The 16,941-nt window shown below is 73.0% G+C and carries 16 protein-coding genes; 8 read left to right on the forward strand and 8 right to left on the reverse strand.

Translation table 11 applies throughout. The features are described 5' to 3' along the window. The first annotated feature begins 25 nt into the window (after window positions 1-25). The 3 genes from AB0O29_RS13015 to AB0O29_RS13025 are packed head-to-tail and all read left to right on the forward strand — an operon-like array spanning window position 26 to window position 2,167. Window positions 26-820 (forward strand): metal ABC transporter ATP-binding protein, encoded by a 795-nt coding sequence (locus AB0O29_RS13015; protein WP_365150530.1) that lies wholly within the window; start codon window positions 26-28, stop codon window positions 818-820. Further along, complete coding sequence (locus tag AB0O29_RS13020; RefSeq protein ID WP_365150533.1) at window positions 820-1,686, forward strand: metal ABC transporter permease; 867 nt, start codon at window positions 820-822, stop codon at window positions 1,684-1,686. Before AB0O29_RS13015 ends, AB0O29_RS13020 begins: the two co-directional genes overlap by 1 nt. Window positions 1,687-1,738: 52 nt before the next feature. Continuing rightward, window positions 1,739-2,167 (forward strand): transcriptional repressor, encoded by a 429-nt coding sequence (locus AB0O29_RS13025; protein WP_150519707.1) that lies wholly within the window; start codon window positions 1,739-1,741, stop codon window positions 2,165-2,167. Window positions 2,168-2,273: 106 nt separating this feature from the next. On the opposite strand, the gene AB0O29_RS13030 is transcribed toward AB0O29_RS13025, so the two are convergent. The 5 genes from AB0O29_RS13030 to leuA form a co-directional block, all read right to left on the reverse strand. Beyond that, a complete protein-coding gene (locus AB0O29_RS13030; protein WP_365150536.1) occupies window positions 2,274-3,095 on the reverse strand; it encodes an isoprenyl transferase in 822 nt (273 codons plus the stop codon). A 23-nt stretch (window positions 3,096-3,118) separates the two neighbouring features. After that, entirely contained in the window at window positions 3,119-3,865 is a 747-nt protein-coding gene (gene recO / locus AB0O29_RS13035; protein ID WP_365150539.1) for a DNA repair protein RecO, read from the reverse strand. Window positions 3,866-3,960: 95 nt separating this feature from the next. Continuing rightward, a complete protein-coding gene (locus tag AB0O29_RS13040) occupies window positions 3,961-5,475 on the reverse strand; it encodes a nucleobase:cation symporter-2 family protein (RefSeq protein WP_365150542.1) in 1,515 nt (504 codons plus the stop codon). A gap of 559 nt (window positions 5,476-6,034) precedes the next feature. After that, the gene (locus AB0O29_RS13045) at window positions 6,035-6,730 is read right to left on the reverse strand and encodes a TerB family tellurite resistance protein (RefSeq protein ID WP_365150545.1); all 696 of its coding nucleotides are present in this window, start codon (window positions 6,728-6,730) and stop codon (window positions 6,035-6,037) included. 201 nt (window positions 6,731-6,931) lie between these two features. Continuing rightward, window positions 6,932-8,704, reverse strand: a complete 1,773-nt coding sequence (gene leuA, locus AB0O29_RS13050) for a 2-isopropylmalate synthase (RefSeq protein ID WP_365150548.1) — start codon at window positions 8,702-8,704, stop codon at window positions 6,932-6,934. 365 nt (window positions 8,705-9,069) lie between these two features. On the opposite strand from leuA, the gene AB0O29_RS13055 reads away from it, so the two are divergent. The 4 genes from AB0O29_RS13055 to AB0O29_RS13070 all read left to right on the forward strand — a co-directional run bounded on the left by AB0O29_RS13055 (window position 9,070) and on the right by AB0O29_RS13070 (window position 12,125). Then, window positions 9,070-10,149: a M4 family metallopeptidase gene (locus AB0O29_RS13055; RefSeq protein WP_365150551.1), complete on the forward strand. Its 1,080-nt coding sequence runs from the start codon at window positions 9,070-9,072 to the stop codon at window positions 10,147-10,149. A 10-nt stretch (window positions 10,150-10,159) separates the two neighbouring features. Then, window positions 10,160-10,432, forward strand: a complete 273-nt coding sequence (locus AB0O29_RS13060; RefSeq protein WP_365150554.1) for a protealysin inhibitor emfourin — start codon at window positions 10,160-10,162, stop codon at window positions 10,430-10,432. Between the two features lie 75 nt (window positions 10,433-10,507). Next, window positions 10,508-11,317 (forward strand): GNAT family N-acetyltransferase, encoded by an 810-nt coding sequence (locus AB0O29_RS13065; protein WP_365150557.1) that lies wholly within the window; start codon window positions 10,508-10,510, stop codon window positions 11,315-11,317. Window positions 11,318-11,426: 109 nt separating this feature from the next. Beyond that, window positions 11,427-12,125 (forward strand): class I SAM-dependent methyltransferase, encoded by a 699-nt coding sequence (locus AB0O29_RS13070; protein WP_365150560.1) that lies wholly within the window; start codon window positions 11,427-11,429, stop codon window positions 12,123-12,125. 55 nt (window positions 12,126-12,180) lie between these two features. On the opposite strand, the gene era is transcribed toward AB0O29_RS13070, so the two are convergent. The 3 genes from era to AB0O29_RS13085 are packed head-to-tail and all read right to left on the reverse strand — an operon-like array spanning window position 12,181 to window position 15,486. Beyond that, window positions 12,181-13,122 carry a GTPase Era gene (gene era, locus AB0O29_RS13075; protein WP_365150563.1) on the reverse strand — a complete coding sequence of 314 codons (942 nt, stop codon included), beginning with the start codon at window positions 13,120-13,122 and terminating at the stop codon, window positions 12,181-12,183. A 54-nt stretch (window positions 13,123-13,176) separates the two neighbouring features. Next, a complete protein-coding gene (locus tag AB0O29_RS13080; protein ID WP_365150565.1) occupies window positions 13,177-14,403 on the reverse strand; it encodes a beta-xylosidase in 1,227 nt (408 codons plus the stop codon). A gap of 60 nt (window positions 14,404-14,463) precedes the next feature. Then, window positions 14,464-15,486: a helix-turn-helix domain-containing protein gene (locus AB0O29_RS13085; RefSeq protein ID WP_365150568.1), complete on the reverse strand. Its 1,023-nt coding sequence runs from the start codon at window positions 15,484-15,486 to the stop codon at window positions 14,464-14,466. 71 nt (window positions 15,487-15,557) lie between these two features. Here AB0O29_RS13085 and AB0O29_RS13090 point away from each other — a divergent pair, with 71 nt between their 5' ends. Next, window positions 15,558-16,859, forward strand: coding sequence for an MFS transporter (locus AB0O29_RS13090; RefSeq protein WP_365150571.1), 1,302 nt, complete (start codon window positions 15,558-15,560; stop codon window positions 16,857-16,859). Window positions 16,860-16,941 lie beyond the last annotated feature (82 nt).

Consider the following 16,941-nt stretch of genomic DNA (forward strand, 5'->3'; position numbering starts at 1 on the left):
AGCAGCAGCAACGGAGGCGCGAGCCATGCAGTCAACGCCCCGACCGGCGACGGACGACCAGACCGTCATATCCCTGCGCGGGGCCACGGCCTCGCTCGGCTCCCGCCCCGTGCTCCGGGGGGTCGACCTCACCGTCCGCCGGGGGGAGGTCGTCGCCCTGCTCGGCGCCAACGGCTCCGGCAAGTCCACGGCCGTCCGCGCCGTGGTCGGCCAGGTACCGCTCACCGACGGCTCCCTGTCCCTCTTCGGCACCGACTTCAAGCGCTTCCGCCAGTGGTCGCGCATCGGGTACGTCCCCCAGCGCACCACCGCCGCCAGCGGCGTCCCCGCCACCGTCCGCGAGGTCGTCTCCTCCGGCCGCCTCGCCCGCTCCCGCTTCGGGATCCTGCGCAAGGCCGACAGGACCGCCGTGGAGCGGGCCCTCGCCCTCGTCGACATGGACCCGTACGCCGACGCCTCCGTCAACGCCCTCTCCGGCGGACAGCACCAGCGCGTGCTCATAGCCCGGGCGCTCGCCGTCGAACCCGAGCTGCTGATCATGGACGAGCCGATGGCCGGCGTGGACCTGGCCAACCAGGAGGTCCTCGCGAGCGCCCTGCGCGAGCAGGTGGCCGCCGGCACCACTGTCCTGCTCGTCCTGCACGAGCTGGGCCCGCTGGAGCCGCTGATCGGCCGCGCCGTCGTACTGCGCGACGGCTGCGTCGTCCACGACGGCCCGCCGCCCGAGGCCGTCGGGCAGCACGCCCTCCCCGGCCACGACCACGTACACCCCCACGCGGCGCACGACGCCGAGCCCCTGCGGACGGGACTGCTGAGCTGATGGAAATCCTGCACTACGCCTTCATGCAGCGGGCGCTGCTCGCGGCCGCCCTGGTCGGCGTCACCGCGCCCGCGATCGGCACGTACCTCGTCCAGCGCCGCCAGGCCGTCATGGGCGACGGCATCGGCCACGTCGCCATGACCGGTGTCGCCCTGGGCTTCCTGCTCAACACCAGCCCGGTCTGGATGGCCACCCTCGTCGCGGTCGTCGGCGCCGTCGGCATGGAGCTGATCCGCTCCCGCGGCAAGACCAGCGGCGACATCGCGCTCGCCATGCTGTTCTACGGCGGCCTGGCCGGCGGCGTCATGATCATCAACCTGGCGCCGGGCGGCTCCACCGCCAATCTGAGCAGCTACCTCTTCGGCTCGATCACCACCGTCGCGCCCGAGGACGTCACCGCCGTGGTGATCCTCGCCGCCTTCGTCATCGCCGTCACCGTCGGCCTGCGCCGCCAGCTGTTCGCCATCAGCCAGGACGAGGAGTTCGCCCGCGTCACCGGCCTGCCGGTGCGCGCCCTGAACCTGCTGATGGCCGTCACCGCCGCCGTCACGGTCACCGTGGCCATGCGCATCGTGGGCCTGCTGCTGGTCAGCGCCATGATGGTGATCCCCGTCGCGGCCGCCCAGCGCGTCACCCGCGGTTTCGCCGCCACCCTGTCGCTGGCCATGGGGATCGGCGTGGTGGTCTCGCTCAGCGGTACGGCCGCCACCTACTACATCGACGCGCCGTCCGGCGCGACGATCGTGCTGCTCGCGATCGTCGTCTTCGTGGCGACCACGGCCCTGTCCACGCCCCTGGCCCGGCGCCGGGCGAGGGCCGCCCGGGCCGCCGAGGAGGTCTGCACCCGGGACGACGTGAAGGTCTAGGAGGACCGGCCGCCTGGCACAATGGGGCAAGGCCGAAACGAGGAGGAACCCGGTGGCGACTGCGCCTGGCGAGACGAATACCGCGCCAGTACGAGGACGGTCCACCCGGCAGCGGGCCGCCGTGGCGGCGGCGCTGGACGAGGTGGACGAGTTCCGCAGCGCCCAGGAGCTGCACGACATGCTCAAGCACCGCGGCGACTCCGTGGGCCTGACCACCGTCTACCGCACCCTCCAGTCCCTGGCGGACGCCGGCGAGGTCGACGTGCTGCGCACCAGCGACGGCGAGTCCGTCTACCGGCGCTGCTCCACCGGCGATCACCACCACCACCTGGTCTGCCGCAAGTGCGGCAAGGCCGTCGAGGTGGAGGGCCCCGCGGTGGAGAAGTGGGCGGAGTCCATCGCGGCCGAGCACGGCTACGTGAACGTGGCCCACACCGTCGAGATCTTCGGCACCTGCGCGGACTGCGCGGCCGCCGGCTAGCCCCGAAGGACCGGAATCCGGTCGAACACCGGTCGGAATCCGGCCGATGTCCCGCGCCTCCGCCGCCGTGCCCTCCCGGGCCCGGCGGCGGAGCCGTGTCCGGGGGTCAGCTCTCGGCGCCCTCGGGCTGGTTCGGGACGGCGCCGCCGAAGCGGCGGTCGCGCTTGGCGTACTCCAGGCAGGCGTCCCACAGGTGGACGCGGTCGAAGTCCGGCCACAGGACGTCCTGGAAGACCATCTCGGCGTAGGCGCTCTGCCAGATCAGGTAGTTGGACGTGCGCTGCTCGCCGCTGGGGCGCAGGAACAGGTCCACGTCCGGCATGTCCGGGTAGTAGAGGTACTTGGCGAGGGTCTTCTCGTTGACCTTCGACGGGTCCAGCCGGCCGGCCTTCACGTCCTCGGCGAGGGCCTGGGCGGCGTCGGCGATCTCGGCGCGGCCGCCGTAGTTCATGCAGAAGTACAGCGTCAGCTTGTCGTTGCCCTTGGTCTGCTCCTGGGCGACCTGGAGCTCCTTGGCCACGGACTTCCACAGCTTGGGCATGCGGCCCACCCAGCGCACCCGGATGCCGAGCGCGTCGAGCTGGTCGCGGGTCTTGCGGATGAAGTCGCGGTTGAAGTTCATGAGGAAGCGCACCTCGTCGGGCGAGCGCTTCCAGTTCTCGGTGGAGAAGGCGTACAGGGAGATGTTCTTGACGCCCATCTCGATCGCGCCCTGGAGGACGTCGAGGACGCGCTCCGCGCCGACCTTGTGGCCCTCGGTGCGCGGCAGGCCCCGCTCCTTGGCCCAGCGGCCGTTGCCGTCCATCACGATCGCGACGTGCTCCGGAACCAGCTCGCCCGGGATCTTCGGCGGGCGGGCGCCGGTCGGGTGCGGTTCGGGGAGCGTGTAGTCCCGTCGGGAGAGTCCCAGGAATCCGCGTACTGCCATGGCGCTTCGGTCTCCGATCTCGGTCACTTCTCTACGTATCGCAAGGAGCGCAGCCCGCGCTCCAGATGCCAGTGCAGATAGGCGGAGACGAGTCCGCTCCCCTCGCGCACGTGCCGCGGCTCCGCCGCGTCGGCCGTCGGCCAGTCCCCCGTCAGCAGGGCGCTGAGCAGCCCGATGGCCTCAGCAGATGGTACGACGCTTCCGGGGACCCGGCAGTCGCCGCATATGACCCCGCCCGCGGCGACGGAGAAGTGCCGGTTGGGGCCGTGGATCCCGCATTTCGCGCAGTCCTCGAAGCTGGGCGCGTAGCCGTTGACGGCCAGGGAGCGCAGCAGGAAGGCGTCGAGGATCAGGTGCGGCTCGTGTTCGCCGCGCGAGAGGGTGCGCAGGGCGCCGACGAGCAGCAGGTACTGCTGTACGGCGGGTTCGCCCTCGTTCTCGGTGAAGCGCTCGGCGGTCTCCAGCATCGCGGTGCCGGCGGTGTAGCGGGCGTAGTCGGTGACGATGCCGTTGCCGTAGGGGGCGATGATCTCGGTCTGGGTGCACAGCGGCAGGCTGCGGCCGATCAGCTCGTTGCCGCGGGCGAAGAACTGCACGTCGGCGTGGGAGAAAGGTTCCAGCCGGGCGCCGAACTTCGACTTGGTGCGCCGTACTCCGCGGGCGACGGCCCGGACGCGGCCGTGGCCGCGGGTGAGCAGCGTGATGATGCGGTCCGCCTCACCGAGCTTCTGGGTGCGCAGCACGATGCCGTCGTCGCGGAACAGACTCATGGACCCATTGTCCCCCGTGCGCGGACAGCACCGGCCCCCGTCCGGACGTGTCCGGACGGGGGCGGCACCCCTTGGGAGGTCGGGTGGGGAGGCGGTCAGACGGCGGGGGCGCCCGCCTCGTCGGCCTCCTCGGCGGCCTTCTCGGCGGCCGCGGGGGCGGCGGCCGGCTGGGCGGGCAGCTCGGCGTGGCCGGTCAGGGCCTCGGCCAGCGTCTCGGCCAGGGCCTCGGCCGCCGGGGCGTTCTGCGCGTCGTCCTTGGCCAGGCCGTTGAAGACCAGGTTCAGGATGATGGCGGCGCTGGCACCGAGGGTCACGCCGCTGTTGAGGAGCGAGGACAGGTCCGGGCTCATGTGCTTGTCGAAGTAGGCCGGGACCGTGGCGGGGAAGAGCGCGAAGGCCAGCGAGACGCCGACGATCAGGGCGTTCTTCTCCTCCTTGAGGTCCACCTTGGCCAGGGTCTGGATACCGGCGAGGGCGACCATGCCGAACATCACCGTGGCGGCGCCGCCGAGCACGCCGGGCGGGACGGAGGCGACGATCGCGGCGGCCTTGGGGATCAGGCCGAGGACGATCATGAAGACGCCGGCGGCCACGACCACGAAGCGGCTCTTGACCTTGGTCATCCGCACCAGGCCGACGTTCTCGGCGAAGGCGACGTACGGGAAGGAGTTGAGCAGACCGCCGAGGGCGGTCGCGGCGCCGTCGGCACGCAGGGCGCGGGCGACGGTCTCGCTGTCGATCTCCTTGCCGACGATGTCGCCGACGGCGTAGGTGTCACCGGTCGTCTCGACCATGGTGATCAGCATGACGATCAGCATGAGGAGGATCGGGAACCATTCGAACTTCGGGGCGCCGAAGTGGAAGGGGGTGGTGACGCCGATCCAGTCGGAGTGGCCGACGTCGCCGAACTTGGCGTCGCCGAGCAGGAACGCGACGGCCGTGCCGCCGACCAGGCCGAGCAGGATGCCGATGCTGCGCAGGAAGGGTCCGCCGAACTTCATCAGGACGAGGATGAAGAGCATGGTGCCGCCGGCGTAGGCCAGCTGCGTGGGGACGCCGCCGTCGGCCACGGTGGGGGCGCCGCCCGCGGCGTCCTTGAGGCCGACGGGGATCAGGACGATGCCGAGGACCGTGATCACCGTGCCGGTGACCACCGGCGGGAACAGCCGCATGACCGCGCGGAAGGCCTTGGCGGGCAGCCAGGCGAAGGCGAAGGTCGCGATGCCGGCGGTGATGACGGCGCCGTAGATGACCAGCAGGGCGGCCGTTCCGCCGCCCGCGCCGAGGCCGATGGCGATCATCGGGGAGACCGCGGTGAAGGTCACGCCCTGGATCAGCGGGAGCCGGGCGCCGACGCGGCCGACGCCGAAGGCCTGGATGATCGAGGCGATACCGCAGGTGAAGAGGTCCGCGTTGATCAGGTAGACCAGCTGTTCAGGGCTCAGCTTCAGCGCACTGCCGACGATGATCGGGACGATCACCGCGCCGGCGTAGAAGGCGAGTACGTGCTGGAAGCCGTACAGCGCGAGCTTGGGGAGGGGGAGCACCTCGTCGACCGGGTGCGAGCTCTGCTCTCCGCTTGCGGAAAGCCGGGCGGCGACACGTGCCATCTCTGCCTTGCCCTTCAAGGAGGTAGGTAATTGAGAGGAAGCTGGTTATCCCCTGGCCGGAGTGGGTCGTTAACCCGTTGGTCCGCCGGGGTTGTCAGTGGGAACACGCAGATCTCGTCGTGTGACCGGAATTGAACGCCTGTGGAAGTGCTCACAGATATCGGAGACTTCGACAAAGAGTTGACGTTCCGGGACTCCCTCTCTGGAGGTTCCTCCAGTGGCGGGCGCCCGCTTGCCGGAGTATGGGGACGGGGCCTCCGGCCGCGCCGTTCCCCTGCACACCTGCGAAGTTCCCGGTCCTGACAGGCAATTTCCCGGCGAGCAAGCCTTCGGCCACGCAAATCAGAGGGTGTAATTCCGGCCGTCCGAAATGCGGAAGATCTGTACGGAAGATGGAACTCCGCCCCTCGCGAAGGCCGTGGAGGGCTCCGTTTCCGGCCGGTACGGCCCAATCGTTACCTCCCGGACGCCCACATGCCGGGATTTCGCCCCCGAAAACACCTCCGGGCCCGGCGGAAAACCTCCGCCGGGCCCGGATCCGCGTACGCGCGCGCCTCCGCTACGGCGCGCGCACCGCCGACAGCAGCCCCGCCACCTCGTCCGAACCCATCCGCAGCGCCGCGCCCACGGTGGCCAGCACCTCGCGCTCGGCGGGGATGTAGGGCCCGTCCGCCAGGGCGATCCGGGCGCCCTGCAGCAGGATCGATTCGCGGCCCGGGGCGGCCAGGTGCGCGGCGAGCGGCTCCAGCGCCTCGTGGAGCTCGATCGACAGCGCCGCCCCGCAGCACTCGGGCCCGTCGTACAGCCCCAGCCGGCCCTCGTCGGTGGCCAGCGCCTCCACGAGGGACTCCAGCTGCTCCTCGGTGCAGTCCGGGAACCCGGCCCCGCGTACGGCCGTCACGGCGGCCTCCAGCGCGCTGCGCGAGGTGGTCCCGCCCGCGGCGAGCACGGCCAGCGTCACGGTGTGCACGGCGTCGCGCAGCAACGAGGAGAAGCGGGTGGTGGTCAGGTGGTCCAGCGCCTCGGTGCCGAAGCGCTCACGGCAGGCCTGGCACTCGACGACGGGCCCGGCCTCCCCGCGCGGCAGCAGCGGCAGGCCGAGCACGGTGAACCGGCGGCGCCCGGTGCGCCGGCGGTAGTTGCGGTCACCTCCGCAGCCGGGGCAGAAGAACTCCCCGTCGCCCACGGTGTTCCAGCTGGTACGGATGCCCCAGAGCGTCAGCTTCCGGCCGTCCCCACCCCGAACTGGCAGCACGTCGCACCTCCGTAACTCCCCGGGCAACGACGCCGGGTTGGCGTGATGTTAGCCACATCGGTGAGTGTGCGTCAGCCGTGCGACAAGACAACATGGGCCGGGGGGCGCACTTGGCCGATCTGCGCCCCCGGCCGACGGGCCCCGCAACGCGGCGGAGCCCCGCCCCTCCGGCGGGAGGGGCGGGGCTCCGTCGGGGGTGGTTCAGCGGCCCGCGCGGTTGACGGCGGAGATGACCGCCTTCAGGGAGGCGCGGGTGGTGTTGGCGTCGATGCCGATGCCCCACAGGACCCGGCCGTCGATCGCGCACTCGATGTACGAGGCGGCCACGGCGGAGGCGCCCTCGCTCATCGTGTGCTCGGTGTAGTCCAGCAGGCGGGCGTCGACGCCGATGCCGCCCAGCGCGTCGAAGAAGGCCGAGATCGGACCGTTGCCGGTGCCGTTCAGGACCGTCTCCACGCCGTCCACGACCGCCTCGACGGTCAGCGTGTCGGTGCCGTCCTTGTCGGTGGCGGTGGAGCCGGAGCGCAGCTGGATGCGCCCCCACTGAGCCGCAGCGTTCTCGGGGTTGGGCAGGTACTCGTCCGAGAAGACCTCCCAGATCGCCTTCGGCGTGACCTCGCCGCCCTCGGCGTCGGTCTTGGCCTGGATGATCCGCGAGAACTCGATCTGCATGCGGCGCGGCAGGTCCAGCTTGTGGTCGTTCTTCAGGACGTAGGCGATGCCGCCCTTGCCGGACTGCGAGTTGACCCGGATGACGGCCTCGTAGGAGCGGCCGACGTCCTTCGGGTCGATCGGCAGGTACGGGACGGCCCACTCGATGTCGTCGACGGTCTTGCCCTGGGCGGCCGCGTCGGCCTCCATGGCGTCGAAGCCCTTCTTGATGGCGTCCTGGTGGGAGCCGGAGAAGGCGGTGTAGACCAGGTCGCCCGCGTAGGGGTGGCGCGGGTGGACCTCCATCTGGTTGCAGTACTCGCTGGTGCGGCGGATCTCGTCGATCTGCGAGAAGTCGATCTGCGGGTCGATGCCCTGGGAGAACAGGTTCATGCCCAGGGTGATCAGGTCGACGTTGCCGGTGCGCTCGCCCTGGCCGAACAGGCAGCCCTCGATGCGGTCGGCGCCGGCCATCAGGGCCAGCTCGGCGGCGGCGACGGCGGTGCCGCGGTCGTTGTGCGGGTGCACGGAGATGCAGACGTGCTCGCGGCGGGTCAGGTTGCGGGCCATCCACTCGAAGCGGTCCGCGTGGGTGGAGGGCGTCGAGCGCTCCACGGTGGCGGGCAGGTTCAGGATGATCTCGCGGCCCTCGGCCGGCTGCCAGACGTCGCAGACGGCCTCGCAGACCTCCAGGGCGAAGTCCAGCTCGGTGTCGGTGAAGATCTCCGGGCTGTACTGGTAGCCGAAGACGGTCTCCGGGCCCAGCAGCTTCTCGGCGTACTCCATGACCAGGCGGGTGCCGTCGACGGCGATCTGCTTGATCTGCTCCTTGGAGCCGCGGAAGACGACCCGGCGGAAGGTCGGGGCGGTCGCGTTGTACAGGTGCACGGTGGCGCGCTTGGCGCCGATCAGCGACTCGACGGTCCGCTCGATCAGGTCCTCGCGGGCCTGGGTCAGTACGGAGATGGTGACGTCGTCCGGGATCGCGCCCTCTTCGATGATGGAGCGCACGAAGGCGAAGTCGGTCTCGCCGGAGGAGGGGAAGCCGACCTCGATCTCCTTGTAGCCCATGCGCACCAGCAGGTCGAACATCTCGCGCTTGCGGGCGGGGGTCATCGGGTCGATCAGCGACTGGTTGCCGTCGCGCAGGTCCGTGGACAGCCAGCGCGGAGCCTTGGTGACGCGGGCGTTCGGCCAGGTGCGGTCCGGGATCTCCACCTGCTCGTAGAAGCCGTACTTGTGGATCGGCATCCCGGAGGGCTTCTGGGTGTGGGTCGCGTTGGTGATGGGCGTGGGGCGACCGACAAAAGGCTGCTGGCTCATGGCGTTGGGCTCCTCGCGTGTCCGCGGTAGTTCGCTGGGACGGCCGACGGCGGTAGTGAAAACCGCAACACCAAACTCCGCGGGGAGGGGGCCGGCCTACGACTACAGACCCTCGCCGCGGCAGCTAAGGAGAAGCAGCCCGAAACGCATGATGGGCCGAGCCTAACCGAGCCGCGCCGTGTCGCGAGGACCTGTTTCAGTATGCAAGACCGGCGCGCCCGATTTGCACCCTTTGTGACCCAGGACTCCTTTCCTCCGGCAAGGTCCGGCGGATCCGTCAACACGGCGCGTCGCCTTTGAGACAACCGAATGAATCATGCTCGCCGCTAGTGACACCGCCATCACCCACTGCCACATTTCCGGGCATGGATGCCTTCCTTTCCCACGGACACGCCCCCCGCCACCCCGTCTTCTGCACCGTGGTGCCGCCGCACCTCCTGGACAAGGCCGCCCGGTCCGCCGACTCCACCCGGGCCGACGCCGCGCAGCGCACCCTGGAGACCGACGCCCTCCTGCGCACCCGGCGCCGGATCAGCACGGTCCGGGGGATCGTCCCGGCCGATGCCGACGCCCCCGCCCCCGACGGGCCGCGCCGCACGATCTACGACGCCCAGCACCACACCCGGCTGCCCGGGAAGAAGGTCCGCGCCGAGGGGGCCGACGCCGCCAAGGACGCCACCGTCAACCGCGCGTACGCGGGGCTGGGCGCCACGTACGAGCTCTACCTCAAGGGGTACGGCCGCCGCTCCATCGACGGCTCCGGCCTGCCGCTGGACGCGAGCGTGCACTACGGCGAGGACTACAACAACGCCTTCTGGGACGGTCAGCAGATGGTCTTCGGCGACGGGGACGGGGACCTGTTCCTCGACTTCACCGTGTCGGTGGACGTCATCGGCCACGAGCTGACCCACGGGGTCACCCAGTACACGGCCAACCTCGACTACCACGGCCAGTCCGGCGCCCTCAACGAATCGATGTCGGACGTCTTCGGCTCGCTGATCAAGCAGTACTCGCTCGGACAGACCGCCGACCAGGCGGACTGGCTGATCGGGGCCGGGCTGCTGGGCCCGAACGTCACCGGGGTGGCACTGCGCTCGATGAAGGCGCCGGGGACGGCGTACGACGACGACGAGCTCGGCAAGGACCCGCAGCCGGCGACGATGGACGGCTACGTGACCACCTCGCGCGACAACGGCGGCGTCCACATCAACTCCGGCATCCCCAACCACGCCTTCTACATCGCGGCGACCGAGCTGGGCGGCAAGGCCTGGGAGCGGGCCGGGCAGGTCTGGTACGACGCCCTGACCGGCGGGCAGCTGGACTCGCGCGCGGACTTCAAGGACTTCGCCCGGCTGTCGACGGCGGCGGCCGTCGCCCGGTACGGCGAGGGCGGCGCCGAGCACCTGGCCCTCCAGAAGGCCTGGGCGACCGTCGGCCTGGGGTAGGTAAGGGGGCATGAGGATCGAAGTGGTGCGGACGGGCGGATTCGCGGGGATCGAGCGCCGGGCGGAGGTGGACACCTCGGGCCGGCCCGACGCGGAGGAGTGGCAGGCCCTGGCCCTGCTGGCGCTGCGGCCCGACCCGCGGGCCACCGAGGGGCCCGGCGGCGTCCGGGACGGGTTCTCGTACCGCATCACGGTAGACGGGCGGACGGTCTCCTGCCACGACCCCCACCTCTCGGACGCCCAGCGCAGCCTGATCACCCGGGTGCTGAAGGAGGGCGCCTGACCGCTCCCGCCCGGGCCGGCCGGCCCGGGCGGGAATCCGGGTGCCCGGGCCGGACCGTCCTGCTTGGATGTCCGGATGACCACGACGATCCTGAACACCCTGGAGCAGTACTACGACGCCGCCCCCCGCCGGGGCGGCGCCCGGGGTGAGGACTTCGGGCCGCTGACCCTGTTCGTACAGGAGGGGCAGGGCTGGCCCTACTACGCGCGGCCCTCGCTCGGGGGCCCGGCGGCGACCCCGGCGGACGTACGGAAGGTGCTGGAGAGGCAGCGGGAGCTGGAGGTGCCCGAGGCCTTCGAATGGGTGGCCGAAAACAGCCCCTCCCTGCGGGCCGCCGTGGAAGCGGCGGGGCTGCACGTCCACGCGCACCCGCTGATGGTGCTGGACCCCGGTGCCGGCCCGCTCCCCCCGCACCCGGAGGTGCGCTCCCTCCCCACCGAGGACCCCCTGCTCGCGGCCGCCGTGACCGTGGCGGGGCTGGCCTTCGCCGAACCGGGGACGGCGCTCGGCGAGGCCGGCCCGGCGGAGCTGGCGGCCGCGCTGGCCGACCCGGCGGTGGAGCAGCGCCGGGTCCGGGTGTCGGGGATGCTCGCGGACGGGCGCACCGGGATGGCGGCGGCGGTCCGCGACGGGGTGGTGCTCTGCTCGGGCCAGTACATCCCCGTCGGGGAGGTCGCCGAGGTCGTCGGGGTCGGTACGCTGCCCGCGGCCCGGCGCCAGGGCCTGGCCCTCGGCGTGACGGCGGCACTGGTCGCGCAGGCCCTCGGCGGCGGGGCGACGACGGTGTTCCTGTCGGCCGGCGACGAGGACGTGGCCCGGATCTACGCCCGCGCCGGCTTCCGCCGCGTCGGAACGGCCCTGATCGCGGAGCCCCCGCAGGGCTGAGGCCGCCTGAGGGCCGGGTTTTTTGCGGAAACGGCAAGAAGGATTGCCGGGGTCACGGGAGGGGCCGGAGCATCGGCGGTGTCCGTACAGGCGCCACCGAGGAGACCGCGTGCCCACCCACTCCCCCGCCCACGCCCACCACGAGCACGGCCAGGGCCACGGCCCCGGCCCCGGCCACGGCCACGGCCCCGAAGCGGCCGGCCAGGAGTTCTGGGACTCCCGCTACCGCGAGAGCGAGCGGATCTGGAGCGGCCGGCCCAATTCCGTCCTGGTCCGCGAGGCCTCGGACCTCTCCCCCGGCCGGGCCCTGGACCTGGGCTGCGGCGAGGGCGCCGACGCGGTCTGGCTGGCCGGGCGGGGCTGGCGGGTGACCGGGACCGACATCTCGCCCGTGGCACTGGAGCGGGCCGCCGGGCACGCGGCCGAGGCGGGCCTGGCCGACCGGATCGCCTTCGAGCGCCACGACCTCGGGGAGTCCTTCCCCGCCGGGGAGTTCGACCTGGTCGCCGCCTGCTTCCTGCACAGCCCGGGCGAGATGCCCCGCGAGCGCATCCTGCGCACCGCCGCGGCGGCCGTCGCCCCCGGCGGCGTCCTGCTGGTGGCCGGGCACGGAGGCCCGGCGCCGGGCGCCGAGAACCCCCACCCGGAGCTGCACTTCCCCGCCCCCGAGGAGGTGCTGGCCGGTCTGGAGCTCGCCGAGGACGGCTGGGAGGTGCTGGTCTGCGCCGAGCACGAGCGGGTCGGCGCGGAGGCCGACCGGCCCGGTCACGGCTACGACAACACCCTCAAGCTCCGCCGCCTGCCCTGACGGGGCGGCGGCGGGCGGCGGCGGACGGGGGAGGGCGCCGGGGCGGGGGCCTGGATCAGAAGCCGAGCTTGCGCAGCTGCTTGGGGTCCCGCTGCCAGTCCTTGGCGACCTTCACGTGCAGGTCGAGGAAGACCGGCGTGCCGAGCAGGGCCTCGATGTGCTTGCGCGACTTCATGCCGACCTCCTTCAGGCGGGAGCCCTTGGGGCCGATGATGATGCCCTTCTGGCTGGGCCGCTCGATGTACACGTTGGCGTGGATGTCGAGCAGCGGCCGGTCCGCCGGGCGGTTCTCGCGCGGGATCATCTCCTCGACCACGACGGCGATGGAGTGCGGGAGCTCGTCGCGGACGCCCTCCAGCGCGGCCTCGCGGATCAGCTCCGCGACCATGACCATCTCGGGCTCGTCGGTGAGGTCGCCCTCCGGGTAGAGCGGGGGGCTCTCCGGCAGCATCGGGGCGATCAGGTCGGCCAGCAGCTGGACCTGGGTGTCGCCGACGGCGGACACGGGGACGATCTCCGCCCACTCGATGCCGAGCTCGGCGCCGAGCTGCTGGATCGCGATGAGCTGCTCGGCCAGCTGCTTGGACTCGACCAGGTCGGTCTTGGTGACGATGGCGATCTTGGGGGTCTTCTTGATCCCCGCGAGCTCCTTGGCGATGAACTTGTCGCCGGGGCCGAGCTTCTGGTCGGCCGGCAGGCAGAAGCCGATGACGTCGACCTCGGCCCAGGTGGTGCGCACGACGTCGTTGAGCCGCTCGCCCAGCAGGGTGCGCGGCTTGTGCAGGCCGGGGGTGTCCACCAGCACCAGCTGGGCGTCGGGGCGGTGCACGATGCCGCGGACGGTGTGGCGGGTGGTCTGCGGCCGGTTCGAGGTGATCGCGACCTTGGTGCCCACCAACGCGTTGGTCAGGGTCGACTTGCCCGCGTTGGGGCGGCCGACGAAGCAGGCGAAGCCCGCGCGGTGCGGGGCCGTGGGCTCGGGGGAACGATCGCTCATACGGGCCATTCTCCCCGATGCGGCCCGGCCCGCCGACCAGACCGCCCCGGACGGCTACGACAGGGTGAGGGTGAGGGCCGCCCGGTAGGCGCCCGGCCGGGTGTACGGGGGCACCCGCAGCAGCAGCGCGGCGTCGACCGTGAACGTCCCGCCCGTCCCCGAGGCCAGCACCGCACCCTCCGGCCCGGCCGTCCCCGGGGCACCGGCCTCGCACCCGCCCCCGCAGGAGGGGGTCCAGGACAGCGAGGCCCCCGGCACGAGTACCCCGTCCAGCCTCCCCCGCAGCATCCACCGCCCCGCGCCGGGACCCCGCGTGTCGGCCACCGTCACCGTCCCGATCCGCCCGGCGGCCGCGCCCCCGCCCCCGAACCCGACCGCGCCCAGCGTGACCGCCGCTCCGGCCTGCGTCATCGTCAGGGAGCCCGCCGCCGGGGCGGCCGGCTCGACGACCGCGTACGCCGCCGGGCCCGAGCCCCGCGCCGCCGTCCAGGAGGGGCCCTCGTAGGCCACCACCCCCGTCGTCCTGCGGTCCTCCACCGCCAGCTCCGCCGCGAAGGCCCCGGACGCGTCCGCGGTGGCCGCCACCCGGTCGGCCGTCCCGGCGGCGCCCGCGCGCCCGGCGACCGTGACGGCCGCGCCCGGGGTGAACCCGGCCCCGCTCACCCGGACCCGGGCGCCGGGCTCCCCGTACGCGGCGGCGACGGCGACCCCGCGCAGGTTCATCACGGGCCGCCGGACGGCGAGGATCCGCAGCGCGACCGGCGCCTGCGCCCCGGCCGGCGCGCAGGCGGCCCCGGCCAGGGCGTAGCCGCCCGGGGCGAGGGTGATCTCCCCGGGCTCGGTGACGGTGAAGCCGCCGCGCATGACCAGGCCGGACTCCCCCGCCACCGCGGCCACCGGCACCTCCCCGCCCTGGGCCCCGCCCAGCAGGATCCGCCCGGTCGCGGCGGGGGTCCCGCCCTGCGGCGGGGTCTCGGGTACACGTCGCTCGCGATCTTCGACCGGTCCGGCGGTCTCGCCCTCGGGCGGGGTCTCGGGCGGGGTCCGGTCCAGCCGGTAGGTCACCGTGACGGTGTCGCCGACCGCCGGGGCCGGGTCGTCGGCCTCGACGCGGGCCGTGGTCGTCCCCCCGGCGGACGGCAGGCAGTGCGTGGGGAACTCCACCCGCCCGGCGGGCGTCGCCCCGTCGGCCGCCGCCGGCGTCCCCGCCGCGGCCGTGGCCGCGAGTACGGCGATGCCCGCGGCCGCCGCCCAGCTCCTCCCGCGCGCGCCTCTCCGCACCGTCCGGCCCCCTCCCGCCGCCCCGCCAGAAGGCCATTCACGGCCGGGCGACGGGAGAAGTCAATGCACGGGACGCCCGGAAACTGACGGAGCATCAGAACCGGTGCGCTCCGCCCGGAACGTCCGCCGGTACGCCGTCGGGCTCACCCCCAGCGCCGCCTGGACGTGCTTGCGCAGCGACTGCGCCGTCCCGAAGCCCGCCTCCCGGGCGACCTCCTCCATCGACAGCTCCGTGCGCTCCAGCAGCCGCCGCGCCCGCTCCACCCGCTGGGCGGTGATCCACTCCCCCGGGCTGACCCCCGACTCCTGGCGGAAGCGGCGCGTGAGGGTCCGCACGGACACGGCCTCCTGCCGGGCCAGGTCGCTCAGCCGCAGCGGCTCGTGCAGCCGGTCCAGCACCCAGGCCCGCGCGGCCGTGGTGCTGGCCTGCTGCGGCTCGGGCACGGGACGGTCGACGAACTGCGCCTGCCCGCCGTCCCGGTGGGGCGGTACGACGGTGCGGCGGGCCGTGTCGTTCGCGACGGCCGCGCCGTGGTCGCGGCGCACGATGTGCAGGCAGAGGTCGACCCCGGCGGCGACCCCGGCCGAGGTCAGCACGTCGCCGTCGTCCGTGTAGAGCACGTCCGCGTCCACCCGTACGGCCGGGAACAGCCGCTGGAAGTGCTCGGCGTAGGCCCAGTGGGTGGTGGCCGGACGGCCGTCCAGGTAGCCGGCCGCGGCCAGGACGTAGCCGCCGGTGCAGATGGACACCATCCGGGTGCCGGGCCTGACGTGGGCGAGGGCCGCCGCCAGCTCCTCGGTCAGCCGGCCCTCGGAGTGGATCGGCCCCAGCTCGTGCGAGGCCGGCACCACCACGGTGTCGGCCGTGGCGAGCAGTTCGGGGCCGTGCTCGACGTGGACCGCGAAGTCGGCGTCCGTCCGCACCGGCCCGGGGGCGAGTCCGCAGGTCAGGATCTCGTACAGGCGCCGCCCGGCGGAGTCCCTGGCCAGCCCGAAGATCCGGTGCGGGATGCCGAGTTCGAAGGGCAGCAGCCCGGTGAGGACGAGGACGACGACGCGGTGCGGCCGGGACTCGGTGGTCATGGCCCGATCGTATCGAAGGGTGTCGGTCAGGACACTGTCGTGAACCGGCCCGTCCACCGGAAGCTGTCGGGGTGACGCAGACAGCCCCCTCCTCCAGCCCCCGGGCCGCCGCCCCGGCACCCCGCGAGCCCGGCCGCATCCACCGGGCCTGGTTCGCCGCCGCCGTCGCCTTCGTGACGATCATCGGCGCCGCCGCCTTCGCCTCCCTCCCCGGACTGCTCATCGAGCCGCTGCACGAGGAGTTCGCCTGGTCGCGCGGCACCATCGGCTTCGCGGTCTCCGTCAACCTGGCGCTCTACGGGCTCACCGCCCCCTTCGCCGCCGCGCTGATGGACCGTTTCGGCATCCGGAAGGTGGTCGCGCTGGCCCTGACCGTGATCGCGGGCGGCTCGCTGGCCACGGTGTGGATGACCGCGTCCTGGCAGCTCGTGCTGTTCTGGGGCGTGCTGGTGGGCCTGGGCAGCGGCTCGATGGCGCTGGCCTTCGCGGCGACGGTGACCAACCGCTGGTTCACCGCCCGGCGCGGGCTGGTCACGGGCGTCCTGACCGCCGCGGGCGCCTCCGGGCAGCTGATCTTCCTGCCGCTGCTGTCCTGGCTGGTGGAGCACCACGGCTGGCGTCCGGCGTCGGTCACCGTGGCGCTGGCCGCGCTGGCCGTCGTCCCCTTCGTCTGGCTGCTGCTGCGCGACCACCCGGCGGACGTGGGCCTCGCCCCGTACGGGGGCGTCTACGAGCCCAGGCCCGCGCCCGTGCGGGGGGCGGCCCGGCGGGCGGTGACCGTGCTGTTCCGGGCGGCCCGGACGGGGCCGTTCTGGCTGCTGGCGGGCACCTTCGCGATCTGCGGGGCCTCGACGAACGGGCTGGTCCGCACCCACTTCACCCCGGCCGCCCACGACCACGGGATGCCGGTGACGGCGGCCGCCGGACTGCTCGCGGTGATCGGGGTGTTCGACGTGCTCGGCACCATAGCCTCCGGCTGGTTCACCGACCGGTTCGAGGCGCGCCGCCTGCTGGCGGTGTACTACGCCCTGCGCGGGGTGTCACTGCTGTTCCTGCCGGTGCTGCTGGCGCCCGCCGTGCACCCGCCGATGGTGTTCTTCATCGTCTTCTACGGGCTGGACTGGGTCGCGACCGTCCCGCCGACCATCGCCCTGTGCCGGGAGCACTACGGGCAGGACAGCGCGATCGTCTTCGGCTGGGTGCTGGCCTCGCACCAGGTGGGCGCGGCGGTCGTGGCCTTCCTCGGCGGGGTGGCCCGTGACGCCTTCGGCTCCTACGACCTGGTCTGGTACGCCGCCGGCGGGCTGTGCGCGGTGGCCGCGCTGATGGCGATGGTGATCCGCCGCCGCCCCGCGCAGCCGGCCGCGGCCTGAGCCGGGCCGGGCCGTCGGGGCGCGGGCCGGACCGGCCTGCGGCGCGGCGGGGCCGGACCGGCCTGCGGCGCGGCGGGGCCGG

Source organism: Streptomyces sp. NPDC089915 (assembly GCF_040684675.1).
Classification (GTDB): domain Bacteria; phylum Actinomycetota; class Actinomycetes; order Streptomycetales; family Streptomycetaceae; genus Streptomyces.

Excerpts from the sequence above, each read along its gene's own strand:
- leuA (WP_365150548.1), bottom strand. The coding sequence starts at position 8,704 with ATGAGCCAGCAGCCTTTTGTCGGTCGCCCCACGCCCATCACCAACGCG.
- AB0O29_RS13020 (WP_365150533.1), top strand. The coding sequence starts at position 820 with ATGGAAATCCTGCACTACGCCTTCATGCAGCGGGCGCTGCTCGCGGCC.
- AB0O29_RS13085 (WP_365150568.1), bottom strand. The coding sequence starts at position 15,486 with ATGACCACCGAGTCCCGGCCGCACCGCGTCGTCGTCCTCGTCCTCACC.
- era (WP_365150563.1), bottom strand. The coding sequence starts at position 13,122 with ATGAGCGATCGTTCCCCCGAGCCCACGGCCCCGCACCGCGCGGGCTTC.
- AB0O29_RS13040 (WP_365150542.1), bottom strand. The coding sequence starts at position 5,475 with ATGGCACGTGTCGCCGCCCGGCTTTCCGCAAGCGGAGAGCAGAGCTCG.
- AB0O29_RS13065 (WP_365150557.1), top strand. The coding sequence starts at position 10,508 with ATGACCACGACGATCCTGAACACCCTGGAGCAGTACTACGACGCCGCC.
- AB0O29_RS13015 (WP_365150530.1), top strand. The coding sequence starts at position 26 with ATGCAGTCAACGCCCCGACCGGCGACGGACGACCAGACCGTCATATCC.
- AB0O29_RS13030 (WP_365150536.1), bottom strand. The coding sequence starts at position 3,095 with ATGGCAGTACGCGGATTCCTGGGACTCTCCCGACGGGACTACACGCTC.
- AB0O29_RS13060 (WP_365150554.1), top strand. The coding sequence starts at position 10,160 with ATGAGGATCGAAGTGGTGCGGACGGGCGGATTCGCGGGGATCGAGCGC.
- AB0O29_RS13055 (WP_365150551.1), top strand. The coding sequence starts at position 9,070 with ATGGATGCCTTCCTTTCCCACGGACACGCCCCCCGCCACCCCGTCTTC.
- recO (WP_365150539.1), bottom strand. The coding sequence starts at position 3,865 with ATGAGTCTGTTCCGCGACGACGGCATCGTGCTGCGCACCCAGAAGCTC.